This window comes from Neobacillus sp. NPDC058068 (genome assembly GCF_042885335.1).
Lineage (GTDB): Bacteria > Bacillota > Bacilli > Bacillales > Cytobacillaceae > Neobacillus.
Genome location: NZ_JBHVSI010000002.1, coordinates 1 through 24,717 on the forward strand (window position 1 = coordinate 1; position 24,717 = coordinate 24,717).

The 24,717-nt window shown below is 41.3% G+C and carries 22 protein-coding genes; 2 read left to right on the forward strand and 20 right to left on the reverse strand.

What is annotated here, in order from left to right; translation table 11 throughout:
- Positions 1 to 120 precede the first annotated feature (120 nt).
- From recG to ACFVSW_RS02215, 3 genes are all read right to left on the reverse strand, one after another.
- Positions 121 to 2,169 (reverse strand): ATP-dependent DNA helicase RecG, encoded by a 2,049-nt coding sequence (gene recG, locus ACFVSW_RS02205; RefSeq protein ID WP_387311677.1) that lies wholly within the window; start codon positions 2,167 to 2,169, stop codon positions 121 to 123.
- Positions 2,170 to 2,277: 108 nt separating this feature from the next.
- On the reverse strand, positions 2,278 to 3,960 hold the full coding sequence (locus ACFVSW_RS02210) for a DAK2 domain-containing protein (RefSeq protein ID WP_387311679.1): 1,683 nt from the start codon (positions 3,958 to 3,960) through the stop codon (positions 2,278 to 2,280).
- 15 nt (positions 3,961 to 3,975) lie between these two features.
- Positions 3,976 to 4,338: an Asp23/Gls24 family envelope stress response protein gene (locus ACFVSW_RS02215; RefSeq protein ID WP_024030202.1), complete on the reverse strand. Its 363-nt coding sequence runs from the start codon at positions 4,336 to 4,338 to the stop codon at positions 3,976 to 3,978.
- A 350-nt stretch (positions 4,339 to 4,688) separates the two neighbouring features.
- On the opposite strand from ACFVSW_RS02215, the gene rpmB reads away from it, so the two are divergent.
- On the forward strand, positions 4,689 to 4,877 hold the full coding sequence (rpmB, locus tag ACFVSW_RS02220) for a 50S ribosomal protein L28 (RefSeq protein ID WP_059170097.1): 189 nt from the start codon (positions 4,689 to 4,691) through the stop codon (positions 4,875 to 4,877).
- Between the two features lie 109 nt (positions 4,878 to 4,986).
- Here rpmB and spoVM read toward each other — a convergent pair whose 3' ends face one another.
- From spoVM to ACFVSW_RS02305, 17 genes are all read right to left on the reverse strand, one after another.
- Entirely contained in the window at positions 4,987 to 5,070 is an 84-nt protein-coding gene (gene spoVM, locus ACFVSW_RS02225) for a stage V sporulation protein SpoVM (RefSeq protein ID WP_387312690.1), read from the reverse strand.
- A 92-nt stretch (positions 5,071 to 5,162) separates the two neighbouring features.
- On the reverse strand, positions 5,163 to 5,810 hold the full coding sequence (locus ACFVSW_RS02230) for a thiamine diphosphokinase (RefSeq protein WP_387311682.1): 648 nt from the start codon (positions 5,808 to 5,810) through the stop codon (positions 5,163 to 5,165).
- 49 nt (positions 5,811 to 5,859) lie between these two features.
- The gene (rpe, locus tag ACFVSW_RS02235; RefSeq protein WP_387311683.1) at positions 5,860 to 6,504 is read right to left on the reverse strand and encodes a ribulose-phosphate 3-epimerase; all 645 of its coding nucleotides are present in this window, start codon (positions 6,502 to 6,504) and stop codon (positions 5,860 to 5,862) included.
- A gap of 2 nt (positions 6,505 to 6,506) precedes the next feature.
- On the reverse strand, positions 6,507 to 7,388 hold the full coding sequence (gene rsgA / locus ACFVSW_RS02240; protein ID WP_387311685.1) for a ribosome small subunit-dependent GTPase A: 882 nt from the start codon (positions 7,386 to 7,388) through the stop codon (positions 6,507 to 6,509).
- Between the two features lie 82 nt (positions 7,389 to 7,470).
- Complete coding sequence (gene pknB / locus ACFVSW_RS02245; RefSeq protein ID WP_387311687.1) at positions 7,471 to 9,444, reverse strand: Stk1 family PASTA domain-containing Ser/Thr kinase; 1,974 nt, start codon at positions 9,442 to 9,444, stop codon at positions 7,471 to 7,473.
- A 6-nt stretch (positions 9,445 to 9,450) separates the two neighbouring features.
- Positions 9,451 to 10,200, reverse strand: coding sequence for a Stp1/IreP family PP2C-type Ser/Thr phosphatase (locus ACFVSW_RS02250; RefSeq protein ID WP_387311689.1), 750 nt, complete (start codon positions 10,198 to 10,200; stop codon positions 9,451 to 9,453).
- Positions 10,201 to 10,206: 6 nt separating this feature from the next.
- Complete coding sequence (rlmN, locus tag ACFVSW_RS02255) at positions 10,207 to 11,289, reverse strand: dual-specificity RNA methyltransferase RlmN (RefSeq protein WP_387312693.1); 1,083 nt, start codon at positions 11,287 to 11,289, stop codon at positions 10,207 to 10,209.
- A gap of 12 nt (positions 11,290 to 11,301) precedes the next feature.
- Positions 11,302 to 12,651 carry a 16S rRNA (cytosine(967)-C(5))-methyltransferase RsmB gene (rsmB, locus tag ACFVSW_RS02260; protein ID WP_387311691.1) on the reverse strand — a complete coding sequence of 450 codons (1,350 nt, stop codon included), beginning with the start codon at positions 12,649 to 12,651 and terminating at the stop codon, positions 11,302 to 11,304.
- A gap of 1 nt (position 12,652) precedes the next feature.
- Positions 12,653 to 13,597 (reverse strand): methionyl-tRNA formyltransferase, encoded by a 945-nt coding sequence (gene fmt, locus ACFVSW_RS02265; protein WP_387311693.1) that lies wholly within the window; start codon positions 13,595 to 13,597, stop codon positions 12,653 to 12,655.
- Positions 13,594 to 14,079: a peptide deformylase gene (gene def, locus ACFVSW_RS02270; protein ID WP_387311694.1), complete on the reverse strand. Its 486-nt coding sequence runs from the start codon at positions 14,077 to 14,079 to the stop codon at positions 13,594 to 13,596. The genes fmt and def overlap by 4 nt, the downstream gene beginning before the upstream one ends.
- A gap of 70 nt (positions 14,080 to 14,149) precedes the next feature.
- Positions 14,150 to 16,561 (reverse strand): primosomal protein N', encoded by a 2,412-nt coding sequence (gene priA / locus ACFVSW_RS02275; protein WP_387311696.1) that lies wholly within the window; start codon positions 16,559 to 16,561, stop codon positions 14,150 to 14,152.
- Positions 16,548 to 17,771: a bifunctional phosphopantothenoylcysteine decarboxylase/phosphopantothenate--cysteine ligase CoaBC gene (gene coaBC, locus ACFVSW_RS02280; protein ID WP_387311698.1), complete on the reverse strand. Its 1,224-nt coding sequence runs from the start codon at positions 17,769 to 17,771 to the stop codon at positions 16,548 to 16,550. The genes priA and coaBC overlap by 14 nt, the downstream gene beginning before the upstream one ends.
- A gap of 183 nt (positions 17,772 to 17,954) precedes the next feature.
- On the reverse strand, positions 17,955 to 18,173 hold the full coding sequence (gene rpoZ / locus ACFVSW_RS02285) for a DNA-directed RNA polymerase subunit omega (protein ID WP_387311700.1): 219 nt from the start codon (positions 18,171 to 18,173) through the stop codon (positions 17,955 to 17,957).
- 1 nt (position 18,174) lies between these two features.
- Complete coding sequence (gene gmk / locus ACFVSW_RS02290) at positions 18,175 to 18,789, reverse strand: guanylate kinase (RefSeq protein WP_387311702.1); 615 nt, start codon at positions 18,787 to 18,789, stop codon at positions 18,175 to 18,177.
- A gap of 11 nt (positions 18,790 to 18,800) precedes the next feature.
- The gene (remA, locus tag ACFVSW_RS02295) at positions 18,801 to 19,064 is read right to left on the reverse strand and encodes an extracellular matrix/biofilm regulator RemA (protein ID WP_024030186.1); all 264 of its coding nucleotides are present in this window, start codon (positions 19,062 to 19,064) and stop codon (positions 18,801 to 18,803) included.
- 60 nt (positions 19,065 to 19,124) lie between these two features.
- A complete protein-coding gene (locus ACFVSW_RS02300) occupies positions 19,125 to 20,000 on the reverse strand; it encodes a YicC/YloC family endoribonuclease (RefSeq protein WP_387311704.1) in 876 nt (291 codons plus the stop codon).
- Positions 20,001 to 20,105: 105 nt separating this feature from the next.
- Positions 20,106 to 22,784: a calcium-translocating P-type ATPase, SERCA-type gene (locus ACFVSW_RS02305; protein ID WP_387311706.1), complete on the reverse strand. Its 2,679-nt coding sequence runs from the start codon at positions 22,782 to 22,784 to the stop codon at positions 20,106 to 20,108.
- A 171-nt stretch (positions 22,785 to 22,955) separates the two neighbouring features.
- Between ACFVSW_RS02305 and ACFVSW_RS02310 the strand changes: the two genes are divergently transcribed.
- Positions 22,956 to 24,665 (forward strand): Rqc2 family fibronectin-binding protein, encoded by a 1,710-nt coding sequence (locus ACFVSW_RS02310; RefSeq protein WP_387311708.1) that lies wholly within the window; start codon positions 22,956 to 22,958, stop codon positions 24,663 to 24,665.
- Positions 24,666 to 24,717: the final 52 nt, after the last annotated feature.

Below are 24,717 nucleotides of genomic sequence, written 5' to 3' on the forward strand. Positions count from 1 at the left end.
TCGGCGCTAAAGCGCCTGCGGGGTCTCACCTGTCCCGCTGCTCCCGCAGGAGTCTCGCGCCTTCCACTCCAATCAACATTGTGCTCAAAATCAACCATGTTCTTTAACACAGCCTTCATTTTAATCAAGTTTCTCTCCTTCTAAAACGCCAGATTCCTCTAATTGCTCTCTTAAGTTCTTATAATCAGGTGATGTCCAGAAGGTTTCCGACTTGATGAGCATCGCTGCATCATTTCTTGCCGTTTCTAAGGCCCGGTAATCATGAACCATGTCTGCAACCTTAAATTCTGGAACCCCGCTTTGTTTTTTTCCAAAAAAGTCGCCCGGTCCTCGTAACTCTAAATCCTTTTCACTTAAAACAAAGCCATCATTCGTTTCAGTCATGATTCTCATACGTTCCTGACCAACTTCAGACTTGGGACTGGCAAGTAAGATGCAATAGGATTGGTCACTGCCGCGGCCAACACGTCCGCGCAGCTGGTGCAGCTGTGACAAACCAAATCTCTCCGCATCATAAATGACCATCATCGTCGCATTCGGTACATTCACCCCAACCTCCACAACGGTTGTTGAGACGAGCACCTGCACTTCATTTGCGCTAAACTGCTTCATGACCGAATCCTTTTCATCCGCTCCTAAGCGGCCATGCATCAGACCAATCTTATAACGATTTTGGAAATAATGCGTTAAAGTCGTGTGGACATCAATGGCATTTTGCACATCTAGCTTGTCCGATTCTTCAATGAGCGGGCAAATGACATATGCTTGATGACCTTTTACTAATTCTTTTTCGACAAAGGCAAGGACGCGCTCAAGCATTTCCGGCTTCGCCCAATAGGTCTCGATAGACTTTCTTCCGGCAGGCATCTCGTCAATGACCGATACATCCATTTCGCCAAATACCGTAATCGCCAGCGTCCGGGGAATTGGTGTCGCGGTCATAAACAGCACATCAGGATTTTCTCCCTTTTCTCGCAACACTCTCCGCTGTTCAACACCGAACCTGTGCTGCTCATCGGTAATGACAAAACCGAGTCTTTTAAAAATTACCTCATCCTGAATCAAGGCATGTGTACCAATTAATATATCAACATTACCTTCTGCTAATTCTTCAAGGATCTTGCGCCTCCGTTTTCCTTTTACGGAACTTGTTAAAAGTTCGCACTTGACCCCAAAAGGTTCAAGGAGGTTTTTCAGTGATTCTGCATGCTGCTCAGCCAGGATTTCTGTTGGTACCATTAAAGCCCCTTGAAAGCCTGCAGTTATACTGGAAAATAGACCAATCGCCGCTACCACAGTTTTCCCGGAACCAACATCTCCTTGTAAAAGGCGGTTCATTCGGAATGGAGATTTTTGTTCCGCTAACACTTCATTAACGACCCGTTTTTGCGCATTTGTTAATGGAAAGGGCAGACTATTGATAAATTCCTTCACTTTGGTCAAATCATAGTTTTGAATGATTCCTGGGGTAAGCTCGCGTTCAAACTTCCTCAACGCCTGCATTTTTAATTGAAACAACAAAAATTCCTCATAGACAAAACGCCGCCGCGCCTGCTTCACATCCTCTGGATTGTCAGGAAAATGCATCTTTCTACTCGCCTCCTGTCTGTTCAAGAGCCGATATTTTGTTAAAAAGGCTTCGGGAAGCGTCTCTTCGATGAAATGTCCATATTGATTAAAGGCAATGTTAATAAATTTCCGCATTCCTTTTGTGGTTATTTTGCCTCGTAACGAGTAAACAGGTTCAAAACCTTTTTCTTTAGCGTTGGGACCGGCCTGCATTTCATTTGCGGTAATGGTTTGCCGATGTGCATCCCATTTTCCTGTTACCGTTATCGTTTCATTCATGATGATTTTATTTTTTAAATAGGGCTGGTTGAAGAAAACTACTTTTATTAGGTATGACCCGACGAAAACTCGGATAGTCAGCTTTGATTTCTTTTTTCCATAGTAAGCAAGAGAAGGCTCACTGTGAACCTTCCCTTCGACGGTCACTTTCTCATCATGCTGTACCTCCGTTAAATCCTTTAGCGAATAATCCTCATACCGGTACGGGAAATATTCTAATAGATCATGAATGGTATAGATTTTCATTTCCGCAAGAGCTTCTGCTGTTTCTTCCCCAATTCCCCTCAGAGCCGTTACTGATTGGTTTAGATTATCGAACACATTTCTCTCTCCCTTAGCGAAATCACCAATAAAACGTTATTTTAAGATATGTATAAACAAAAAAGAAGGGACTGACCCTTTTAGTCTCCCTTCTATTTTAGCCGTTCCTTATTCAATTGAAAAGATAAATGAATACAATGGCTGCTGGCCATTATGGATTTCGATTTCCACGTCTTCATAGTGTTCTTCAACAAATTGTGCCAGATTATTTACTTCTTCCTCGGTCACGTCTTCACCATAGATGATGGTTAAAATTTCCGAATCCGCATCGAGCATCTTTGTTAACAGATCTTCCGCCAAGTTTCCTTTATCTTTGTTTTTTACAATAATTTTCCCTTCGGCAATACCCATGAAATCATCTTTTTCGATTTCTAAGCCATCGATTTGTGTGTCACGGACAGCAAAAGTGATTTGACCGGTCTTAACGTGCTTCAAGGCATCCTTCATTGCTGCTTCATTTGCTGCCACCTCTGCTGAAGGATTAAACGCAAGCAGCGCAGAAAGCCCTTGTGGCACCGTTTTAGACGGTATTACATAAATTTCTTCATCGGCAACATCGGCAGCCTGCTCTGCTGCCATAATGATGTTTTTGTTATTTGGTAAAATAAATACCTTTTTGGCATTTACGTGTTTTACGGCTTTGACAATATCCTCCGTACTCGGATTCATTGTTTGCCCGCCTTCAATAACTGCGTGTGCTCCAATACTTTTAAATAAATCAGCAATCCCTGCGCCCATTGAAACCGTAACAATTCCGTATTCTTGAATTTCTTTAGAAGATTCAGGGCGTTCGGAAACTAAAGCCTGATGGGACTCACCAACAATATTGGAGTGCTGCTGGCGCATGTTTTCGATTTTCATATTAATTAAGTTACCGTAACGCTGGCCGTATGTTAATACCTCACCTGGCTGCTCGGAATGAATATGGACTTTGACAACATCTTCATCTGCGATAACCAATAAAGAATCACCTAATCTGCTAAGATCATGGCGGAATACACCTTCATCAAATGGATGTTTGGCTGTCTTTTCCTGTTCAAACCTCACCATAAATTCCGTGCAATAGCCAAATTCGATATCTTCTGTATTAATATGACCTTGGACACTTTTATGGTGTTCTGCACTGACCAATTCAGACATGGATGGAAGTAAATCGGATGATTCTGGCAGTTCTTCTCCTTTTAGAACAGCAAGAAATCCCTCATAAACGAACACAAGCCCTTGACCGCCGCTGTCAACAACGCCGACTTCTTTTAAAACAGGCAGCAGATCTGGTGTGCGCTTTAGGGATGCCTTTGCTTCTTTTACTACTTCTTCCATAATGTCGATAATATCAGTAGAATTTTGGGCTGCTTGAACACCCTTTTTGGCGGAATCCTTCGCTACAGTTAAAATCGTTCCTTCGACAGGCTTCATGACAGCTTTGTATGCTGTTTCAACTCCTGCTTCTAAGGCTAGCGCAAAATCCTTCGCGGAAATTTTCGCTTTTGTTTCAACTGCCTTAGAAAATCCACGAAATAATTGGGAAAGGATGACACCTGAGTTGCCGCGCGCTCCCATCAGCAAGCCTTTGGAAAGGGCCACCCCTACTTTTCCAATATGTTCCTGAACATTATTCTTTACTTCCTTTGCGCCGGAGGTCATAGATAAATTCATATTTGTTCCAGTATCACCGTCGGGCACAGGAAAAACGTTTAATGCATCGACCATTTTTGCATTTGCAGCCAAATGATTGGCACCTTGAATGATCATCTCGGCAAAACGTTTTCCATCTAATGCTGTAATTGACACAAACTTTCCTCCTCATTACGGGTTCGTCACGCGAACTCCTTGAACGTAAATATTTACCGAGTCAACGGCAAGTCCAACAGTTTTATCGAGGGTGTATTTAACCTTTGATTGCACGTTGTGGGCAATTTCGGAAATTTTCGTTCCATAGCTGACAATAATGTACATATCAATATGTAATGCCTCATTTTCTTGGCGTACAATCACGCCGCGAGTGAAATTTTCTCTTCGAAGTATTTCCGTTATTCCATCTTTAATTTGATTTTTAGAGGCCATACCGACGATTCCGTAGCATTCGATAGCCGCACCGCCTGCAATGGTAGCGATTACTTCGTTTGAAATATCAATTTGTCCGTACTTTGTTTTTAATTCAATGGACATGAATCGTTCCCCCTCCTGAATAATTGCTCCTTGACTACAGTCATTTTACTATAGTCAATCCAATATTGAAAGTCATACCTTTCTAAAGAATATATGATAACTTTGTGAATTGGCAAGCGTAAGCGCCCAGCGACTAGTGTACTTTACGAAACGAGGGAGTCCACTTTTCCTAATGTCAAGGTATTTTTCTTGAAAGGTTTTGATACAACTATTGCATTCAAATAAGTTGTATGATAAATTATTAAGGTATCTCAAGACTAGAAAATTTGGCACGGCCATTTTTCTATATCCAGATGAAGCAACTAAAGATAGCTGTATAAAGCTTTTGGTAGTTAAGGAGGGAAATCATTATGCCACGTCAATGTGTAATTACTGGTAAGAAAACATCAACTGGTAACAACCGTTCTCACGCTATGAACGCTAACAAGCGTACATGGGGTGCTAACCTACAAAAAGTACGTATTCTTGTTGATGGAAAGCCTAAGCGTGTTTGGGTTTCTGCAAGAGCGTTAAAATCCGGTAAAGTAGAACGCGTATAATAAGAAGACGTGAGCATCCTTCAAAAGGGTGCTCTTTCTTATAGTATCCACCAAATAAAGTAAAATAAAAAGCACCCAATAATGAATGGGTGCCATAAGATTTATCGTTCTATTCGTTTTTCTTAAACGCTCCAATCATCACTCGGACAATTCCACCTAAAAACTTCGGCAGTTTAATTGTATAAAATTTCATACTGTCCCTCCTCACAAATCTTCCCCAGCTTATTCATTTCAACTTTTTTCGTACGCTCTACATTTTATTCTCACGAACGAAATCAGTACCTATTAATCATGACTTCTTATCACTATTAATATGCCTTCGGAAAATGAAAAAGTACCATAATCACTAATAAGTTCATTACTAATACATAGTGTAGAGCCAAGTGAAATATGACGATTTATCAAAGGAAATTTAAAGCCTTCAAGCGTAATGCCACTCACATCAAGTGTTAAGGGAACAAAGGATATATATTTTTTTGTTTTCATTTTTTCAATTGTATAACTGCCTGGTCCTTTCAAAAAAGCGATGTTATGACGATCAATTAAATAGACAGTTGCTGGATTTTTTTCTTTGAGTGGATTTAGCAGCAGATGCACATTGGCAAATAAATGATCAAGCCTGCCCCCTGTCGCCCCGAACATACGAATTATTGTTGGCTCCTGCGCCAATGCCCAATTGAGGGCAAGCTCCATATCGGTTTCATCCTTTTCTGGTTTGTATCGCTTCATATTTGATACGTGCTTTTCAATGAATTCTAATTCCTCCGGTGAAACCGAATCGAAATCCCCAAACGCAATTTCAGGAACAATCTTTCGATTTAAAAGATGAAATACACCGCGGTCAACACCAACCCAAACAGTGTTTTCCCCTGCATAGTCTGTCAACTCTGGCAGAAGTTCTTCAGGACCTCCGGCAAGTATATTTATTATCATATGACATACTCCTTTTCGATAAAGAAAAAGCCAGCTTTGTCAGCCGGCTTTACCCTCTAATTAACGAAATTGCCTTCGCGTAATCAGGTTGATTATAAATTGCCGAGCCTGCAACGAGTACATTTGCACCGGCCTCCATACATTGTTTCGCTGTTTCTGGGTTTACACCGCCATCAATTTCAATTTCAATCGACGCCCCTTTTTCAGCTGCCAGTTCTTTGACTTTCCTGATTTTTGGAAGAACCTCAGGAATGAATTTTTGACCGCCAAATCCAGGATTAACTGACATTAACAACACCATATCAATGTCACCAATGATATGGTGGATGGTTTCTACGGGAGTAGCCGGGTTAAGGACCACTCCTGCTTTAATACCAAAAGCTTTAATAGTTTGGATTGTCCGGTGCAAATGACGGCATGCTTCCACATGTACTGTTATATAGTCAGCACCTGCCTTGACAAACGCCTCGATATATTGATCAGGGTTCTCAATCATCAAGTGGACGTCTAGCGGCAGCTTTGTTAGCGGACGAATTGCCTCCACAATAAGCGGTCCAATCGTAATATTTGGTACAAAGTGACCATCCATGACATCGATATGGATATAGTCAGCTCCCGCTTTTTCAACAGCGACTATTTCTTCCCCCAATTTTGAAAAATCGGCTGAAAGAATCGAAGGTGCTATTTTCACCATGTTTAATACCTCGGCTTTCTATCTTTGATTTCCTGGAGGAAATCCAAATAATGTTTATAACGGTAGTCGGGAATTTTGCCTGCCTCAACTGCCGACTTAACAGCACATTTTGGCTCAGTCACATGTAAACAGCCCCTAAATTTACAAGACTCACTCGCCTTTTGAAATTCTGGAAAGCAGGAGGTCAAATCTTCCGCTTCAATGTTAGTAAATTCTAACGAACTAAAGCCTGGTGTGTCTGCGATGAGTCCATTTCCAATTTTAATCAGCTCTACATGCCTGGTCGTGTGCTTTCCACGGCCAAGATGAGCGGAGATATCATTGGTTTTTAATTCAAGTCCCGGCCTAAGAACATTCAGCAATGAAGACTTCCCCACACCCGACTGTCCGGCGAATACCGATATTTTATTTTCTACATGGGGATTTAATTGTTCAATCCCTGCTGCTGTTTCTGAAGATGTCAGGATTACTTCATAACCGGCCGTTTTATATTGATCAGCAAATTCGGCTATCTTTTGCTTTTGAGCTATCGTTGCCAGGTCCATTTTCGTAATACAGATTAATGGTTCTATATGATTAAATTCAACCAAAACAAGAAACCGATCCAATAAAACGGTGCTGAAATCTGGTTCTACAGCAGAAAAAACAAGAATTGCCTGATCCACATTTGCAATCGGCGGACGGACCAATTCATTCTTCCGCTCTTTCACTTCGAGAATGTAACCTTCAAGATCATTTTCAGCTTGAAAAACCACTTCGTCTCCAACAAGCGGGGTAATTTTGTTCTTGCGAAAAACACCTCTTCCGCGGCATTGGGTCAGTTCCTCGTTATGAAGCACATAATAAAAACCGCTTAATGCTTTAACAATTTTCCCTTCAGGCATAGCCACACTCCTTGCAATTTATCTTTCCAAGTGTTTATTTCCTCTGTAATATTTCGTTCAATAATTTTCTTCAACAGTAAAATTACTCCGTATCTGAATAGCTTTTATTTTCATCGAATATAACCTTGTCATCACGAATGACCTGATATCTTGCTTTCCCGTTAAATGGAATATATAATTTTATTGGTTTCTTTATATCTTCGGTAATATAAAAAGAATCTGCCGTATCTGTCATACTGTGATACGCATCTTGAATGAAAATGGTAACTAATTGTTTCTGTCCTGGCTCCCCTGGTACAGCTGGTTCAAAAGGAATTGGCAGTTCAATAATTAACTCTTTTGGCGGTTTTTCCTCTTTTCCTTTTGAAATAATCACGGTAACCTTGTCACCTTTTGTCATCGACGTGCCTTCCTTAGGTGATTGGGAAATGACCATTCCGGCAGGGATATTATCATCATATTTTTCTTGAGAGGCGTCTAATGTCAGCCCAACTAATGAGGCATAATCCTGAGCACCATTTACATTGTATTGTGTTAAGTCCTTTAAGATAATTTTTTCGGGACCTTTACTAACCTCAAACTCCAGAACCGTCTCTTCAGGAACCACTTTTTCGCCCTCAGAATAGTTTTGACTTATAATCGATCCAGGATCACTTTCATCGTTTTTCTCAATTTTTTTAATATCTTTAAAGTTTTTAGTTTTTAATAAGCTGAAGACATCCTCATAGCTGCGCCCCAGATAATTTGACAGTTCATATTTTTCTTTTCCGGAACTAACGTAGATGGTAATTTTCGAATTTTCCTTAACCGTCGACCCGATCTCAGGATTTGTCTTGATAACGTTCCCTTTTTTCACTACATTGTCAGTGATTTCAATCTTGTCTCCAACATCTAGTCCTTTAAGTTTAAGCTTGGAAATGGCATCATCTAAATTCATACCGCTGACATCTGGAATTTTGATGTCCTTTGCAGACAACATTCCTGGTAAAACTGTAAAAGCTAATAATCCTAGAATGACAAGTGTCAGGAAGGTAGATATTAATATCAACGGCCATTTTTTTCGTTTCTTGCCTTTTTTTCCATTTTTCTTTGATTCTTTGCTGTTATTCACCGGTTTCTCGCTGCTGTGGACTAAAGTTTCATCAAGGTTTTTAAGCTGGTCATTTGTAATTACCGGGATGGCCTTCGTCGCCTCATTATCAATCGGAATGACAAACTTTGATTCATTCATCCTTTCCGGATTGAGTGCTGTTCTTAAATCTTCCTCCATCTCATCAACACTGTTATAACGATGGAATGGATCTTTTGCAGTTGCCTTTAATACAATATTTTCAACACTTTGCGGAATATTTGGATTCCATCTTCTAACAGAAGGTGTTTCTGATTGAAGATGCTTAAGTGCTATTGATACGGCTGATTCCCCGGAAAACGGAAGCCTGCCTGTTAATAACTCAAACATCACAATCCCCAGCGAATAAATATCAGACTTCCTGTTTGCCATACCGCCACGGGCCTGTTCCGGTGATAAATAATGAACAGAACCAAGTACAGAATTCGTTTGGGTTATGCTCGTTGCACTTAGCGCCATAGCAATTCCGAAATCGGTGACTTTTACGTTGCCATTATGATCTACCAAAATATTATGCGGCTTAATATCACGATGGATAATATGGTTTTGATGGGCATGAGTAATCGCTGAAGTTAGCTGACTCATAATCTCAATTGCATCTTCCACTTTTAAAGGGGAATTTTGTTGTATGTATTGTTTTAGTGTTTTTCCATCGACAAATTCCATCACAATATAATAGAGATCATTTTCCTCACCAACATCAAAAATATTAACGATATTTGGATGGGCAAGGCTTGTTGCCGATTGTGCTTCTCTGTGAAACCTGCGGATAAATTCTTCATCATTAGCAAAATCGAGACGAAGCATCTTTACTGCAACATCGCGGTCAAGAATCATATCATGAGCCAAATATACATTGGCCATACCGCCTCCGCCAATCATTTCCAATATTTTATAGCGGCCGCTTATTCTTTTCCCAATTAGCATTTATTTTCACCCTCTTTCAATTTCATCGTCAAACTCTAGTATGATTAGGGTGATGTTATCTTCTCCACCATTTTCATTTGCCATGTCAATTAGTGTTGAAGCTTTTTGTTCAAGGAAATCTTCGTTTTGCAGTATTGTAGCCATGAACGCTTCATTTACCTTATTCGATAATCCATCGGAACATAAAAGAAGAAAATCGCCTTCCTCGAACATAATCGTTTTAATATCGATTTTTACATCCGGTTCTGTTCCTAATGCGCGCAGAATAACATTTTTCCGAGGATGATGCTCTGCATCCTCTTTTGAAATTTGACCAGTACGAACTAATTCATTTACGAGAGTATGGTCTTCGGTTAATTGCTGAAATCCCGTATCATTTAAGATATAACAGCGGCTGTCGCCAATATGAGCAAGTGTTGAAAAGAGCTGGGTAGCAATCACCGCTTCAATGGTCGTACCCATTCCCTCACATTCCGAGTTATTATTAGCATGTTCAAATAATAATTTATTTACATGGAGAATATGCGTTTTCAGCCACGCTTCCGCCTGATCCGCTGTTTGTATACCTTCTGATTCCTCCCACATTTCCTGTAAATGTGTCAAAGTCATATTACTTGCAACATCCCCGGCACGGTGACCGCCCATGCCATCAGCTACGATGGCTAGGCGATGTCCGTCCCGGTTAACAAAAGTTCCAACACTGTCCTCATTATTCTGGCGGATCCTGCCTCGATCCGTTCTATATACAGCCTTCACTTTTTGTCACCTCGTCTCCTCTTTTCGCTCCTTTGCACGAAGCTGTCCACATGCTGCATCAATATCTGACCCCTGCTCCCGGCGAATGGTTACATTAATTCCTAGGTTTTTCAATGTTTTTTCAAAGGCAAAAATCTTTTCTCTTGGGGTCCGGACATAATCTCTTTCAGGCACATAGTTTACGGGAATCAGATTCACATGGCACTTGATTCCTTTTAATAGGCCAGCCAATTCTTCTGCATGCTCGACCGAGTCGTTCACACCGCCAAAAAGACCGTATTCAAAGCTTATCCTGCGACCTGTCTTATCGATATAATACCGTACTGCTTTCATTAAGTCATCAAGTTTATATGCTTTGTTAATCGGCATTAATCTTGAACGTAATTCCGTATTCGGTGCGTGCAGTGAAATTGCAAAATTTATTTGCGTTTTTTCATCGGCAAACTTATAAATTTTTGGAACGATTCCGCTTGTCGACACCGTAATATGACGCGCCCCAATATTAAGCGCTTTTTCATGGTTAATGATTTTTAAAAATGAAAGCATATTATCGTAGTTGTCGAATGGCTCACCAATCCCCATAATAACAACCGAATCGACCCGTTCATTTGTTTCATCAAGTGTTTGTTGTACTTTGACAATTTGAGAGACAATTTCGCCTGCTTCCAAGTGTCTTTTAAGACCTCCAAGCGTGGAGGCGCAGAAGGTACAGCCAATCCGGCAGCCAACCTGAGTCGTTACACAAACAGAGTTCCCGTAATCGTGGCGCATAAGCACAGTTTCGATTGAATACCCGTCATGCAGTTCAAAGAGAAACTTTATCGTTCCGTCAGCAGATGTTTGCTGAATTGCAGTGTTAAGAGTTGTCAGCTGAAAATGTTCTGACAGTTTATCACGCAAGCCTTTTGCGACATTGCTCATATCTTCAAAGGAGGTAATTCGCTTTTTATAAAGCCAATCAAAAATCTGCTCAGCCCGAAATGGTTTTTCACCGTTTTCTGACAGCCAAGCCTTTAATTCGTCAAGCTGCAAAGAGTAAATCGATTTCTTATTCATGTCCAATGTTGTATTCGTCTCAGTTGTATTCATTTGTTCCAACTGTTACACCTTCTTTCTTAAAACTGCTATATAAAATCCATCCGAGCCAAAATCCTGCGGGAATATTTGCAGGTCAAAGCCAGTAATGAATGGTTGAATTGCTTCTGGCATCCTATCTTTAAAAGATAGATCTGCTTCGAATTCCGGATTATTCTGCAAAAATGTTGCAACCACATCTTGATTTTCTTGTTTATCTACTGTACATGTACTATAGACGAGAATGCCGCCCTTTTTCAATAATGGGGTAACAGACGCTAAGAGATCTTGCTGAATCGTGCTTAAGCGCTCTAAATCCTTTTCTGTTTTCGTATATTTCATATCAGGCTTTCTCCTCATTACGCCAAGTCCCGAGCACGGAGCATCGAGAAGAATGCGATCGAAGGATTCAAGCTTAAACTTTTCCTGTAAATGTCTAGAATCAGAGACACTTGTTTTTATGTTTCCTAATCCTAAACGTTTGGCATTGTCATTGATTAATCTTACCTTGTGCTGATGAAGATCAACCGATATTACTTCGCCGGTATTGTTCATTTTTTCAGCAATATGCGTGCTTTTACCGCCAGGGGCAGCACAGGCATCGAGGATAAATTCGTCTTGCCTGGCACCCAAAGCATAGGCAGCAAGCATTGAACTTTCATCTTGAATCGTGAACATCCCATAGTTAAAGGCAATGGTTGAAGCTAAATTTCCCTTTAACGACCTGATTGCCTCAGGAATGACCGGACTCTTTTCAATTTGAAAACCGTCTTCTTCCAAAATGGCGATACATTCATCGCGGGAAATCTTTGTGAGATTCACTCTTGCAGTTTGCATTGGTGCCGTTAAGTTTATCTCGCACATTTCTTTCGTTTTATCGTAGCCAAATTGGTTAACCCATCTAGTAACTAGCCATTCTGGATGACTGGTCTCAAGTGCAAGTCTTTCGTTGGGATCCGTTACCTCCTCCAAAGATGGAAGTCCTTCTCTCTGAATGCTCCGGAGCACCCCATTTACCAGACTGGCAATCCCTTTATGCCCGCGTTCCTTTGCAATTTCAACCGCTTCATAGATAGCTGCTCTATCGGGGATTCGGTCGAGATAAACCATTTGATAAAGCGTTAGTCTTAGTAAATGATGAATCCAATTTGCTAATTTCTTATTATCTTTGACAAACGGCTTTAAAAAGAAGTCCAGCGCCATTCGTCTTTGCAATGTCCCATAAGTCAATTCTGTCAGTAATCCGATATCTACAGGCGATAATTCGTTTTTTTCAATTGTGCTGTTAAGAAGCAAATTACTGTATGATTGATTTTTCTCGATCGTCACTAACAGGTCCATGGCAATTGCCCGGACATTTTTTTTCGTTGAAGTCATGTTAATCTCCTAGCTTGCTGCCTATTAATATTTTTGAACCTGCACCGCGTAAAAATTGTTCACTCATCATTTTTGTTTTCCCTGATGGCTGAAGTTCAATAATTTTAATGGCGGTTTCATTACCCGTACTAACGGTGAAGCCATCTGACTCAATTTTCAAGATCATTCCAGGCTCTTGTTTCATTAAACCTGTTTCCTTTTCAGCGCGCCATATTTTTAAGACTTGACCATCCATCAATGTAAAGGCAACCGGCCAAGGATTCATCCCGCGAATATGGTTATAGATTTCTTCACCCGTTTTTGTCCAGTTAATCTTTTCCTGTTCCCGCTTAATGTTGGCAGCAAACGTTGCTTCCGCATTGTTTTGCGGCTTTGGCGTGAGTTGCCCTTCAATTAGGGGCTTTAATGTTTCAGATAACAATTTTGACCCTGCCGCACTTAACTTCTCATGAAGTGTACCAACATTGTCCTCTTCTGAAATTGGCACCTCAACACTTGTTAAAATATCGCCGGCATCTAATTTCTCAACCATGTACATGATGGTAACACCAGTTTTCTTTTTACCTTGAATTATCGCGTAATGGATCGGAGCTCCACCTCGGAGTTCCGGCAGCAGTGAGGCATGAACATTTATGCAGCCGTATTTAGGCGCTTCTAACAGCTTCTTCGGCAAAATTTGCCCAAAGGCTGCTGTAACAATTAAATCTGGGTTTAAGGACAGGATTTTCGCAAGTTCCTCTTCTTGACGGATTTTTTCTGGCTGGTAGACGGGGATCCCTTGTTTTAATGCCTCTACCTTGACCGGTGGCGGTGTTAACAGCTTTTTTCTCCCTACTGGACGGTCTGGCTGGGTGACAACGCCAATGACCTCATAACCATCGTTGATGATTTGCTGTAAGACCGGCACAGAAAAATCGGGGGTCCCCATAAAAACAATTTTCGTCATTCAGTCTCTACTCCTTTTAACTCATCTTCCTTGAGGTATCGAATTACCTTGGTCGTGAATAATATTCCGTCAAGATGATCAATTTCATGTTGAATCGCCCTAGCAAGGAAACCTTCTGCCTCAAGTGAGTAGCTCCTGCCTTTTCGATCAAAGGCTTCAATCTTTACAAAGTCAGGTCTTGTTACTTCGCCAAAAAGGTCAGGAAAGCTTAAGCAACCCTCTGGTCCTGTTTGTTCGCCAGCTGTTTTCATAATCCGCGGGTTAATCATTTCGATTGTTCCCAATTCATCATCGATATCAACAATTGCGACACGCATATTTAGTCCGATTTGCGGTGCAGCAAGACCAACCCCATCATTTTCAATCATTGTGTCATACATATCATCAAGTATTTTCGCAAGTTTTCTATCAAATTTTTCTACAGGTCTGCATATCTGCTCAAGAATCTCGGCAGGATGCATGACAATTTTTCGTATTGACAAAGCTGTTCCTCCATATTATCTGGTTTTTAAGATGTATTTTATTAATATGTTATCTTTATTTTCACCGATATTACATTAAGATAAACGGGTTTACATCGATTGATACCTGCAGTCCGCTCTTTGTATCCTTTTGGTATTGATCGAGAATTGTTTTTAATGTAGTTGTCAAGTTCGGTTCCCGTTTGTATTTTATCAGACATTGATAGCGATATCTATTATTAATCCTAGGTATAGGCGATGCTGCAGGTCCCAACACCACTGCTTCTGGTGATAACCGCGACTGGACATAGTTGACGATTTTTTCTGTTGCTGATACAACTGCCAACAACTGTTCATGACTGACGGTAATAAGTGATAGAAAATAAAACGGTGGATAATGATGCATTTTTCGGTTCAACATTTCCTGCTGATAAAAGAGATCATAGTCCTGTGTTCCAGCAAGCTCGATGCTATAGTGTTCAGGCGTATAGGTTTGAATGATGACCTCACCAGGCAATTGATGGCGTCCTGCCCGCCCGCTGACTTGCGTTAACAGTTGAAAGGTTTTTTCTGATGAACGGAAATCCGGTAAATGCAGCATCGTATCGGCGGAAAGCACCCCGACTAGAGTAATGTTGGGGAAGTCAAGCCCTTTGGCAATCATTTGTGTTCCTAGTAGAATATCTGCTTTTCCATCCTGAAAATCCTTTAATAATCGTTCGTGTGAACCTTTACGTCCCGTTGTATCAACATCCATCCGGATGACCCTTGCCTCCGGAAGAATTTTCCCAAGCTCATCCTCTACCTTTTGTGTACCCGTTCCAAAATAGCGGATATGTTCACTTGAACACTCAGGACATGCCTTAGGGACAAAACTTTCATAGCCGCAATAATGACATTTCATCTGCTCATTAACGCGGTGATAAGTAAGCGAGATGTCGCAATTCGGACAATTCATGACATAACCACAGTCCCGGCACATCACAAATGAGGAGTGGCCGCGCTTATTTAAAAACAAGACAGTTTGTTGCTTTTTCTCGATTCGATCCTTGAGCATTTCAAACAGCTTCCGAGAAAACATTGATCGGTTGCCTTCGCGAAGTTCCTCGCGCATGTCAATGATTTCGACTGGCGGAAGAGTTTGGTTATTCATCCGGGTTGGCAGTGTTAAAAGATGATATACCTTTTTTTGTGCTCTGGCAAAGGACTCAAGTGAAGGTGTTGCACTTCCAAGGACAACAGGGCAGCTATAGGTTTTCGCCCTTTCAATCGCCACATCCCGCGCATGGTACCGCGGCATTTCTTCCTGTTTATAACTTGTTTCGTGCTCTTCATCGATAATAATGATGCCAAGGTTTTCAAATGGAGCAAAAATAGCTGATCTGGCTCCAACGGCAACTTTTACTTCCTTCCGTTGAATCTTGCGCCACTCATCATATTTTTCTCCGGCCGACAACCCGCTGTGTAATACAGCGACTAAGTCACCGAATCTGCCTTTAAAACGATTCACCATCTGAGGGGTGAGGGCAATTTCCGGTACAAGCACAATTGCTTCCTGCCCTTTTTCAATGACTTCTTGAATCGATTGCAGATAGATTTCCGTCTTGCCGCTCCCCGTTACCCCATAAAGCAAAAATACCTCATGTTGATTTTGCTCTACTGCATTTAATATCGGTACAATCGCGGTTTGCTGATCCTTAGTTAAGGGCAATGGTTTCGTTCTCTCGAATCTTCGATGCTCATACGGATCGCGATATACCTCTACTTCCTCCTCAGCTAGAATCCTTTTACCAACTAACGCTTTAACAGTCGAAGCTGTGGTATTCAGTTCAGCTACTAGCAGTCTCATTTCAATTGGAGCAAAACGTTCGATAAAAAAGCTTATTACTTGTTTTTGCTTTTCTGCATTTACTGGTAATTTCCCCATTTCTTCGGTTAAGACTGCTTGGGAAACGAGTGGACGGATATATTTCTGTTGTTTTTTCCTGACTTTTTCCTTCACGATATAATGGACTTCAAGTTGACCTTTTGCTGTTTCCTTTTGTAATAAGGAAACAATTCCATTCTTCAAAGCATCCTGCCAATCTAGTTTTCCATTCTTTGCGAAAAATGAATGCAATGATAACGGGAGTGCACTTATTTCTACTCCTGGAGCCAGTTTTACCATTTTTTCATATTTCGCTTTTAACGCTGCCGGCAGCATTACCTGATAGGCAAATATTTTAAAACAAAGTGTATTTTCCGTCAGCCAGTTCCCAAGCTCCAGTAATTCATGATTTAAAATCGGTTCAAGATCCATCGGCTCAATGATTTCTCTTAACTGCTTAACCTCAGATTCTTTTTTCAGCTCAATGACAAATCCTTGAATATTTCTTGGACCAAATGGAACAACTACTCTCATGCCAGGCTGAATGGTATCCCTCCATTGGTCAGGGATTAAATAATCGAAGGCCCGATCCGTTTGTTTTGCCGGAACATCCACAATCACACTAGCGATTTCCATCTTTATTCATTTCCTTCAGAAGAGCAGTAATTTCTTCGATTATTTTTTCTGCTACAGCTGTTTTAGACATTAGCGGTAATTCCGTCATCGTTCCATTCCGCTTAAACAGTGTCACAATGTTCGTATCCGTGCCAAACCCTGCTCCGGAAGCCTTAACATTGTTAGCGACAATCATATCGGCATTTTTTGCAAATAACTTTTTCCTTGCATATTCTTCGACATTATTTGTTTCGGCTGCAAAGCCAACAAGTATTTGTTTCGTCTTTCGCTGCCCAAGCTCATACAAGATATCTTTCGTTCGTTCAAACTCTATCGTCGTGTCCCCTGACTGTTTTTTCACCTTATTATCATGAGTGATTTTTGGGCGATAATCTGCGACAGCCGCTGTTTTTATTACGAAATCCGCGCTATCAAATCGGGTCAATACGGCATTGTACATTTCTTCTGCACTCTCGACCTTGACAATCTCAACACCGGACGGAGCCGGTATTTGAACGGGGCCGGAAACTAAGACCACTTCGGCACCCTGCCTTTTCGCCTCTGCTGCTAAAGCATATCCCATTTTTCCGCTGGAATGGTTGGAAATGAAGCGGACCGGGTCAATTTTCTCCCGCGTCGGACCTGCGGTTATTAACACCTTTTTTCCATTTAATCGATTTGCTTGATTATTTCCGAAGTAATTTTGAATTAACGCTACTATTTTCTCCGGTTCCTCTAAGCGTCCTTTACCAACGTAACCGCAGGCAAGCCAGCCTTCACTTGGCTCGATGAATTGATAGCCATATTCAGCTAATAACGAGAGGTTCTTTTTTACCGCTGGATGGTCGTACATATGAACATTCATTGCAGGGGCAATCCAAACAGGTGAGTCGGCCGCAAGCAGTGTAGTCGTAATCATATTATCAGCAATGCCACCCGCTAATTTGGCAATTGTATTGGCGGTTGCCGGTGCAACGAGAATTAAATCCGCCCAATCAGCAAGGTCAATATGGGCGATGACCTGAGGATTTTTCTCATCAAAGGTATCGGTATACACATCATTGCGGGATAAGGCTTGAAAGGTTAACGGGGATACAAATTTCGCTGCAGATTCGCTCATTATAACTCTAACATGTGCCCCAGCTTGAGCAAGCTTACTTGTCAGGGCAGCGGCTTTATATACAGCGATTCCGCCCGTCACACATAATAATATGTTCTTATCCTTTATCATCAACGAATCCCCCACTTCTAGTACATTCATTCTTTCTTTATTATGATGGAACAGCATTAACTTTTCATCTATTTCGTTACTAAATTCGACAAAAAGCTTAAAAAATAAAAAAGGCTGACACGCAAGGAGTTTTCCTTTGTCAGACCTTCTTTCGTCATTTACTAGCTGATTATTCCTATTATACTATTCTGCACTTGTTTCTGCTTTTTTGGCAATCCGGTATGTCAGCTCACCGCTGTATATTTCCTCTAATGCTTTCCCTACATATTTATAGGAAACATATTTTGGCAGCCTTTCATCTCTAATTTGCGACATCACACGGGCACGCTTCGCCGCAACAGATACAAGTGAATATTTAGAATCAATTTTTTCAAGCAAGGAATCAATAGATGGATACAACATTTTATTCAACCTCCAACAATTTTTTATAACGATGTTCAACTCGTACCCTGCGGCAATGTTCAGCCGTTACGATGGCTCTTACACGTTCACAAGCGAGATCAACTTGATCATTTTCAACAACATAATCATATAATTCCATCATTTCAATTTCTTCACGGGCAGACAGCATCCGATTGTGAATAATATCATCTGTTTCCGTTCCTCTTGTCACAATCCGGTTTTTCAATTCGGAAAGACTTGGCGGCATCAGAAAGATAAATAACCCTTCAGGAAACTTTTCCCGAACTTGGCGGGCACCCTTTACTTCGATTTCTAGAAAAACATCTTTTCCGGAATCCAAGGTTTCACGTACATAATCAACTGGGGTTCCATAATAGTTTCCGACAAACTCGGCGTATTCTAACAGCTTGCCTTGTTCGATTAATTTTTCAAACTCTGCTCTTGACTTAAAAAAATAATCAACACCATCGATCTCCCCTTCGCGCGGCGAGCGGGTTGTCATCGAAATGGAGTATTCAAACGCTGTATCTGGATGGGAAAAAATCTCTTTTCGAACCGTTCCTTTTCCAACACCGGATGGCCCAGAAAGTACAATCAGCAATCCTTTTTCCTGCATGTTAAAAAATCCTACCCTTCATCAATAGTATCGTCACGGTCTGTTAAACGATGGGCAACCGTTTCAGGCTGGACAGCGGAGAGGATAACATGGTCGCTATCCATGACAATCACTGCCCGTGTCCGTCTTCCATATGTAGCGTCAATCAGTGATCCCCGGTCACGGGCATCTTGAATAATTCTTTTTATTGGGGCAGATTCAGGGCTGACAATGGAAATAATTCGATTGGCAGAAACAATATTTCCAAATCCAATATTAATCAATTTAATCGACATGGTCTCAATCCAATCATCAATAATATATTTTGACCGTCTAAATCAGTTTCTAAACAAGGCCTATTCGATATTCTGTACTTGTTCCTTCAATTTCTCTAGTAAACTTTTTATTTCGACTACCCTTTTCGCAATGTTGGAATCATTTGCTTTTGAACCGATGGTGTTTGCTTCTCGATTCATTTCCTGTACAAGAAAATCCAGCTTCCTGCCAATGGGTTCCTGTTCATTTATTGTTTGCATAAATTGTTGAATGTGGCTTTTTAACCTTGTAATTTCTTCATTTATATCAGCCTTGTCTGCAAAAACTGCCACTTCCGTTAAAATCCGCGTTTCATCAATTTGCCCATTGGTAAATTCCTGCATTCTTTTTGTAAGACGGTCTTTGAATGATTGCACCACGAACGGCGCAAACTTTTGAAGTTCAAATACATTTCCTTCTAAGTGCGAAAGCATTGCCAGCAAATCCTTCTTCAATTCTTCCCCTTCGGCCCTGCGCATTTCCTTTAATAAGATAACCGCTTCTTCTGTTGCTGTTAATACTAAATTCTCAAGTTCTTCATTGCCAGCTTCACTTTCTTCTATATGTAAAAGATCTGTTCGATTAAGTAAATCCTGGAGTGTGATTGTTCCTTCAATACCGAATTTTTCATGTGCCTGCTTGATGAATTGGTAGTACTCTTCAACCAGCTTCCAATCTACATGGACTGTTCGGGTAACGACTCCTTCCCCTTCAACACTTACATAGACCTCAACCCTGCCGCGCCGAATATGCTGGATTATTTTCTTTTTTATTTTATCTTCTATTTTTAATAGCTGTCTCGGCAAGCGGATATTCATCTCACAAAATCGGTGGTTGACTGTTTTAACTTCCACATTCACTGAGAAGGAATCCGATTCTGTCTTTCCCCTGCCAAAGCCTGTCATACTAAAAACCATCACTGGCACATCCAATCTGTGAAAAAATTGATCGGGATTATTTTTTAAAAAAATCACAAAAGGCAATAGAGCTCATCTCTATTACCTTTTGGATTATAACATACTTTATTTTGTTTTTCTTAACAAAAATGATCCTGCTAGTAAAAAAGTTGGTATTGAGGAGAGCCCACCAATCAACAACCAGTCTTTTGCGGCGATAGGCAAGGTATGGAAAACCGGCTGCAGCGGTGGATAATAAATGACGACAAACATCAATGCAAGGGAAGACAGGACTGCCCAAACAAGGTATTGATTCCCAAATGGGTTTCTCGACAACACCGACTTTTCACTGCGGCAATCAAACACATGGATAAGCTGGGCCATAACAAGGGTGGCGAAGGCAACGGTTTGTGCATAGGCCAGCTGGCTAGTATCGTTATGATAAACAATCATAAACGCTAATAAAGTCACGACGCCAATTAGGAATCCTCTTGAGACAACCTTCCATCCCAGTCCACGAGAAAATACACCTTCATTCGGGCTTCTTGGCCTCCGTTTCATCACGTCTTCTTCTGGACGATCAAGCCCGAGGGCCATGGCCGGCAGTCCGTCTGTCACCAGGTTTACCCAAAGGATTTGAATAGGTACAAGGGGAAGCGGAAGTGCTAATAACATTGCAAACAACATCACCAATATTTCACCAACATTTGATGCTAGTAAGTAACGGACAAATTTTCGAATATTTTCATAGATATTTCTGCCTTCAGTTATTGCCGCCTTAATCGTCGCAAAATTATCATCTAACAAGATTAGCGACGATGCTTCTTTGGCAACATCTGTTCCGGTAATTCCCATCGCCACCCCGATATCTGCAGCTTTAATCGCTGGGGCATCATTGACACCATCACCTGTCATCGCAACAATATGTCCGCGATTTTGTAATGCTTTAACAATTTTTAGCTTATGCTCCGGTGAAACCCTGGCAAACACAGCCACATCATTAACTACATCTTCAAGCTCTTCAACCGACATATTAGCCAAAGCCTTCCCATCAAGCACCTTGCTTTTGCTGGTTAAAATCCCTAGCTGGGCGGCAATCGCCTTGGCAGTGATGACATGGTCACCGGTAATCATCACAGTTTTAATTCCTGCATCCTTACATTCTTTGACAGCATCTTTTACTTCAGGTCGTGGCGGGTCAATCATTCCTTGTACACCAATTAGGGTTAATTTTTTCTCTGCTTCATGTTCACTTAAGATGATCGTATTAGCAGGGATTGGCTTAAAGGCAACCGCAATCGTACGCAGTGCCCTTGCAGCGAGACCATCGATCGCATCCTGAACCTTTATTTTTGTTTGCTTATTTAAAAATTGCGTGCGTTCGTCCCATAGTATCGATTCACTAATCCCTAAAATGACATCCGGTGCTCCCTTTGTAACAATAAAATGCCGGCCCTGTTTGTCCTTCACGTGGATACTCATCATTTTTCTGGCAGAGTCAAATGGGAATTCATTAATAATTGTAAACTCTTTTAATAATGTTTTCCGATCAAAACCAGCTTTCATCGCACTTACAAGCAGTGCACCCTCCGTTGGGTCCCCGTCAAGAATGAAATCCTCATCCTTCATGACCAAATCCGAATGATTGCAAAGCATCCCGAATAACAGCATTTGCTGCAAGGTTTTTTCGTCTTTCGGGTTTACCTTTTCTTTATTTCGATAAAAATTACCTTGCGGTTGGTAGCCCACTCCGTCGACTGTCCATGTTTGTCCTCCGCTCCAAAGGTGGGTAACAGTCATTTTATTTTGCGTCATCGTCCCGGTTTTGTCAGAACAAATCACCGATGCACAGCCAAGAGTTTCGACGGCCGGAAGTTTCCTGACGATGGCATTTTTCTTAATCATCTTTTGAACACCGAGCGATAATGCCACGGTCACAATTGCCGGCAGCCCTTCAGGTATCGCTGCAACTGCAAGCGAAACACCTGCTAAAAACATCTCGTAAATTTCGTGTCCGCGTAAAACACCGACCACGACAACAAGTACGGTTAAAAGCAAAGCGACTGTGATTAATATTTTCCCCAACTGCTCTAAACGCCGCTGCAACGGTGTATCCTGTGACTCTGCATTTTGCAGTAAATCAGCAATTTGTCCCATTGCTGTTTTCATTCCTGTTGCGATTACAACCCCGACACCGCTTCCCCTTGTAATCATCGTACCCATAAAGGCGATATTCTCCATATCGCCAATTCCCGGATTAGGGTTTGTTAAGCAATCGATATGTTTTGAAACGGGAACAGACTCGCCTGTAAGCGCCGATTCTTCAATTTCTAAGCTTTTAGATTCAACGACACGGACATCAGCGCCAATCCGGTCGCCGCTGGTAAACTTTAAAATATCCCCGATGACGATTTCCTTTGATGGAATCTTCAGCCATTTTCCTTCCCGCATTACAGATACATACGGTGCGGATAATTCCTTCAATGCCTGGAGCGATTTCTCTGCTCTCCGTTCTTGGTAAAAACCAAGGCACCCATTTATAATGACGATGGCAATAATGGCAATGGCATCAATATATTCGCCGAGCAAGCCGGAAATCAAGGTTGCTGCTAGGAGGACTAACACCATAAAATCCTTAAATTGACTAAAAAATAAGAGTAAAGCCGATTGCTTTTCTCCTTCGTCCAATTCATTTAGTCCGTGCTGTTTAATCCGCTTCTCCACTTCTTCCTGTAATAATCCAGAAGAAAAGTCGGTTTCTAAGGCCTTTTCTACTTGCTCTATCTTCATTTCATGGAATTTCATCCGACCATCTCACTTCCCCCTTTAAATACCTATAAGTACTTGCTCTAAAGAAAGCATATTCGGGGTCGTCCCAAAAAATGCTATATTAAGTTGCCATTGCTGGGTAAATTAAGACAGATTTAAGTTAAGTAGGTTATAATGTAATCATATGTTTAGAAAAGGATGTTTTCGATGTCATTTGATGGTTTATTTACAAAAGCAATGGTCGATGAGCTTGTTCGTTCACTAAAGGGCGGGCGGATAAACAAAGTTCAACAGCCTTATAAAAATGAAGTGATTCTTACCATTCGGGCAAACGGAGTGAATCAAAAGCTGCTTTTATCGGCACACCCAAGCTATGCACGGGTGCAGTTCACTAACGAACCGTACGATAATCCGAGTGAACCGCCAATGTTCTGTATGCTGCTTAGAAAGCATATTGAGGGCTATATATTAGAGGATTTATATCAAGTTAATAATGACCGGATGATTATTTTTGAAATTAAGGGCCGAAATGAAATCGGTGATATTAGCTATAAACAATTAATTGTTGAAATTATGGGGCGGCACAGCAATATTGTTTTGGTCGATAAAACGCGGAATGTTATTCTTGACAGCATTAAGCATGTCTCATTCGCCGTGAACAGCCACCGGGCGATTTTGCCGGGTCAGCCTTACATACGCCCTCCTGAACAAAACAAATTAAATCCGTTTGAAGCTGCCCCAGAGGATGTATTGAGGTCAGTGGATTTTATGGGAGGCAAACTTGACCACCAGCTGGTCGAGCATTTTGCCGGTACGTCTCCTTTATTTGCTAAGGAAGTTATTTTTCAAAGCGGCCTGGCTAATCGTACGACTGTGCCTGAGACATTTATCCGTCTGATAAAAAAAATAGCAGCAGGAGATCTCTCTCCTTCGATTATGTCTGTAAATGGAAAGGAATCGTTTTATCTTTTCCCACTTGAGCATTTAAAGGGCGAGTCGAAAAGTTTTGCAACCTTAAGTGAAATGCTTGACCGCTATTATTTTGGCAAAGCAGAACGCGACCGCGTAAAGCAGCAAGGGAATGATGTCGAGCGCTTTATTAGTAATGAAAAAGAAAAAAATGAAAAGAAAATCTCGAAGCTTGAGAACACGTTAAAAGAAGCAGAACGGGCTGAGCAATATCAGCGCTTTGGCGAACTGTTAACCGCTAATCTTTACGCGGCCAAAAAGGGTATGAAGGAAATTGAAGTTCTCGATTATTATGATGAATTGGGCGGCACCATTGTGATTCCGCTCGACCCGAGAAAGACGCCATCTGAAAATGCGCAAAAGTATTTCTCCAAATACCAAAAAGCAAAAAATGCTGTTTCTGTCGTCGAGGAGCAAATCGAACTCGCGCTTGCTGAAGTAGCTTACTTTGATAATTTACAGCAACAGGTTCAGGCTGCTTCACCGAAGGATATTCAGGAAATACGTGAAGAGCTTGTTGAAGGCGGTTATATACGAGAACGCAAGAAACGGAACGGGAAGAAAGTGCAAAACGTTAAGCCTGTTTTGGATCATTTTATTGCTTCAGATGGGACCGATATCATCGTCGGAAAAAATAATAAGCAAAATGATTATTTGACCAATAAATTGGCGGCACGGGATGAAATTTGGCTGCATACGAAGGACATACCGGGATCGCACGTTGTGATTCGCAGCAAAGAACCATCCGATGAAACCATTCGGGAGGCAGCCATTTTGGCCGCTTATTACAGTAAAGCACGGAATTCAAGCTCCGTGCCTGTTGATTTCACAAAAGTCCGCCATGTCAAAAAGCCAAGCGGTGCTAAGCCGGGATTTGTGATTTATGACAACCAGCAGACGGTTTATGTGACTCCTGATGAAGAATTGGTGTTGAAATTGAAGAAATAAATAATATAAGAGGATGTCCTGAGGTTCCGGGACATCCTCTATTTTGCGAATC

Bases quoted from the DNA above. Each gene is read 5' to 3' on its own strand.
- remA (WP_024030186.1), bottom strand. From the start codon at position 19,064: ATGTCGATTAAATTGATTAATATTGGATTTGGAAATATTGTTTCTGCC.
- rpmB (WP_059170097.1), top strand. From the start codon at position 4,689: ATGCCACGTCAATGTGTAATTACTGGTAAGAAAACATCAACTGGTAAC.
- spoVM (WP_387312690.1), bottom strand. From the start codon at position 5,070: ATGAAATTTTATACAATTAAACTGCCGAAGTTTTTAGGTGGAATTGTC.
- fmt (WP_387311693.1), bottom strand. From the start codon at position 13,597: ATGACGAAAATTGTTTTTATGGGGACCCCCGATTTTTCTGTGCCGGTC.
- coaBC (WP_387311698.1), bottom strand. From the start codon at position 17,771: ATGATAAAGGATAAGAACATATTATTATGTGTGACGGGCGGAATCGCT.
- gmk (WP_387311702.1), bottom strand. From the start codon at position 18,789: ATGCAGGAAAAAGGATTGCTGATTGTACTTTCTGGGCCATCCGGTGTT.
- pknB (WP_387311687.1), bottom strand. From the start codon at position 9,444: ATGCTAATTGGGAAAAGAATAAGCGGCCGCTATAAAATATTGGAAATG.
- rpoZ (WP_387311700.1), bottom strand. From the start codon at position 18,173: ATGTTGTATCCATCTATTGATTCCTTGCTTGAAAAAATTGATTCTAAA.
- ACFVSW_RS02310 (WP_387311708.1), top strand. From the start codon at position 22,956: ATGTCATTTGATGGTTTATTTACAAAAGCAATGGTCGATGAGCTTGTT.
- priA (WP_387311696.1), bottom strand. From the start codon at position 16,561: ATGGAAATCGCTAGTGTGATTGTGGATGTTCCGGCAAAACAAACGGAT.
- ACFVSW_RS02215 (WP_024030202.1), bottom strand. From the start codon at position 4,338: ATGTCCATTGAATTAAAAACAAAGTACGGACAAATTGATATTTCAAAC.
- rlmN (WP_387312693.1), bottom strand. From the start codon at position 11,289: ATGAATACAACTGAGACGAATACAACATTGGACATGAATAAGAAATCG.
- rpe (WP_387311683.1), bottom strand. From the start codon at position 6,504: ATGGTGAAAATAGCACCTTCGATTCTTTCAGCCGATTTTTCAAAATTG.
- ACFVSW_RS02300 (WP_387311704.1), bottom strand. From the start codon at position 20,000: ATGGTTTTTAGTATGACAGGCTTTGGCAGGGGAAAGACAGAATCGGAT.
- rsmB (WP_387311691.1), bottom strand. From the start codon at position 12,651: ATGACTTCAACGAAAAAAAATGTCCGGGCAATTGCCATGGACCTGTTA.
- ACFVSW_RS02305 (WP_387311706.1), bottom strand. From the start codon at position 22,784: ATGAAATTCCATGAAATGAAGATAGAGCAAGTAGAAAAGGCCTTAGAA.
- ACFVSW_RS02230 (WP_387311682.1), bottom strand. From the start codon at position 5,810: ATGATAATAAATATACTTGCCGGAGGTCCTGAAGAACTTCTGCCAGAG.
- rsgA (WP_387311685.1), bottom strand. From the start codon at position 7,388: ATGCCTGAAGGGAAAATTGTTAAAGCATTAAGCGGTTTTTATTATGTG.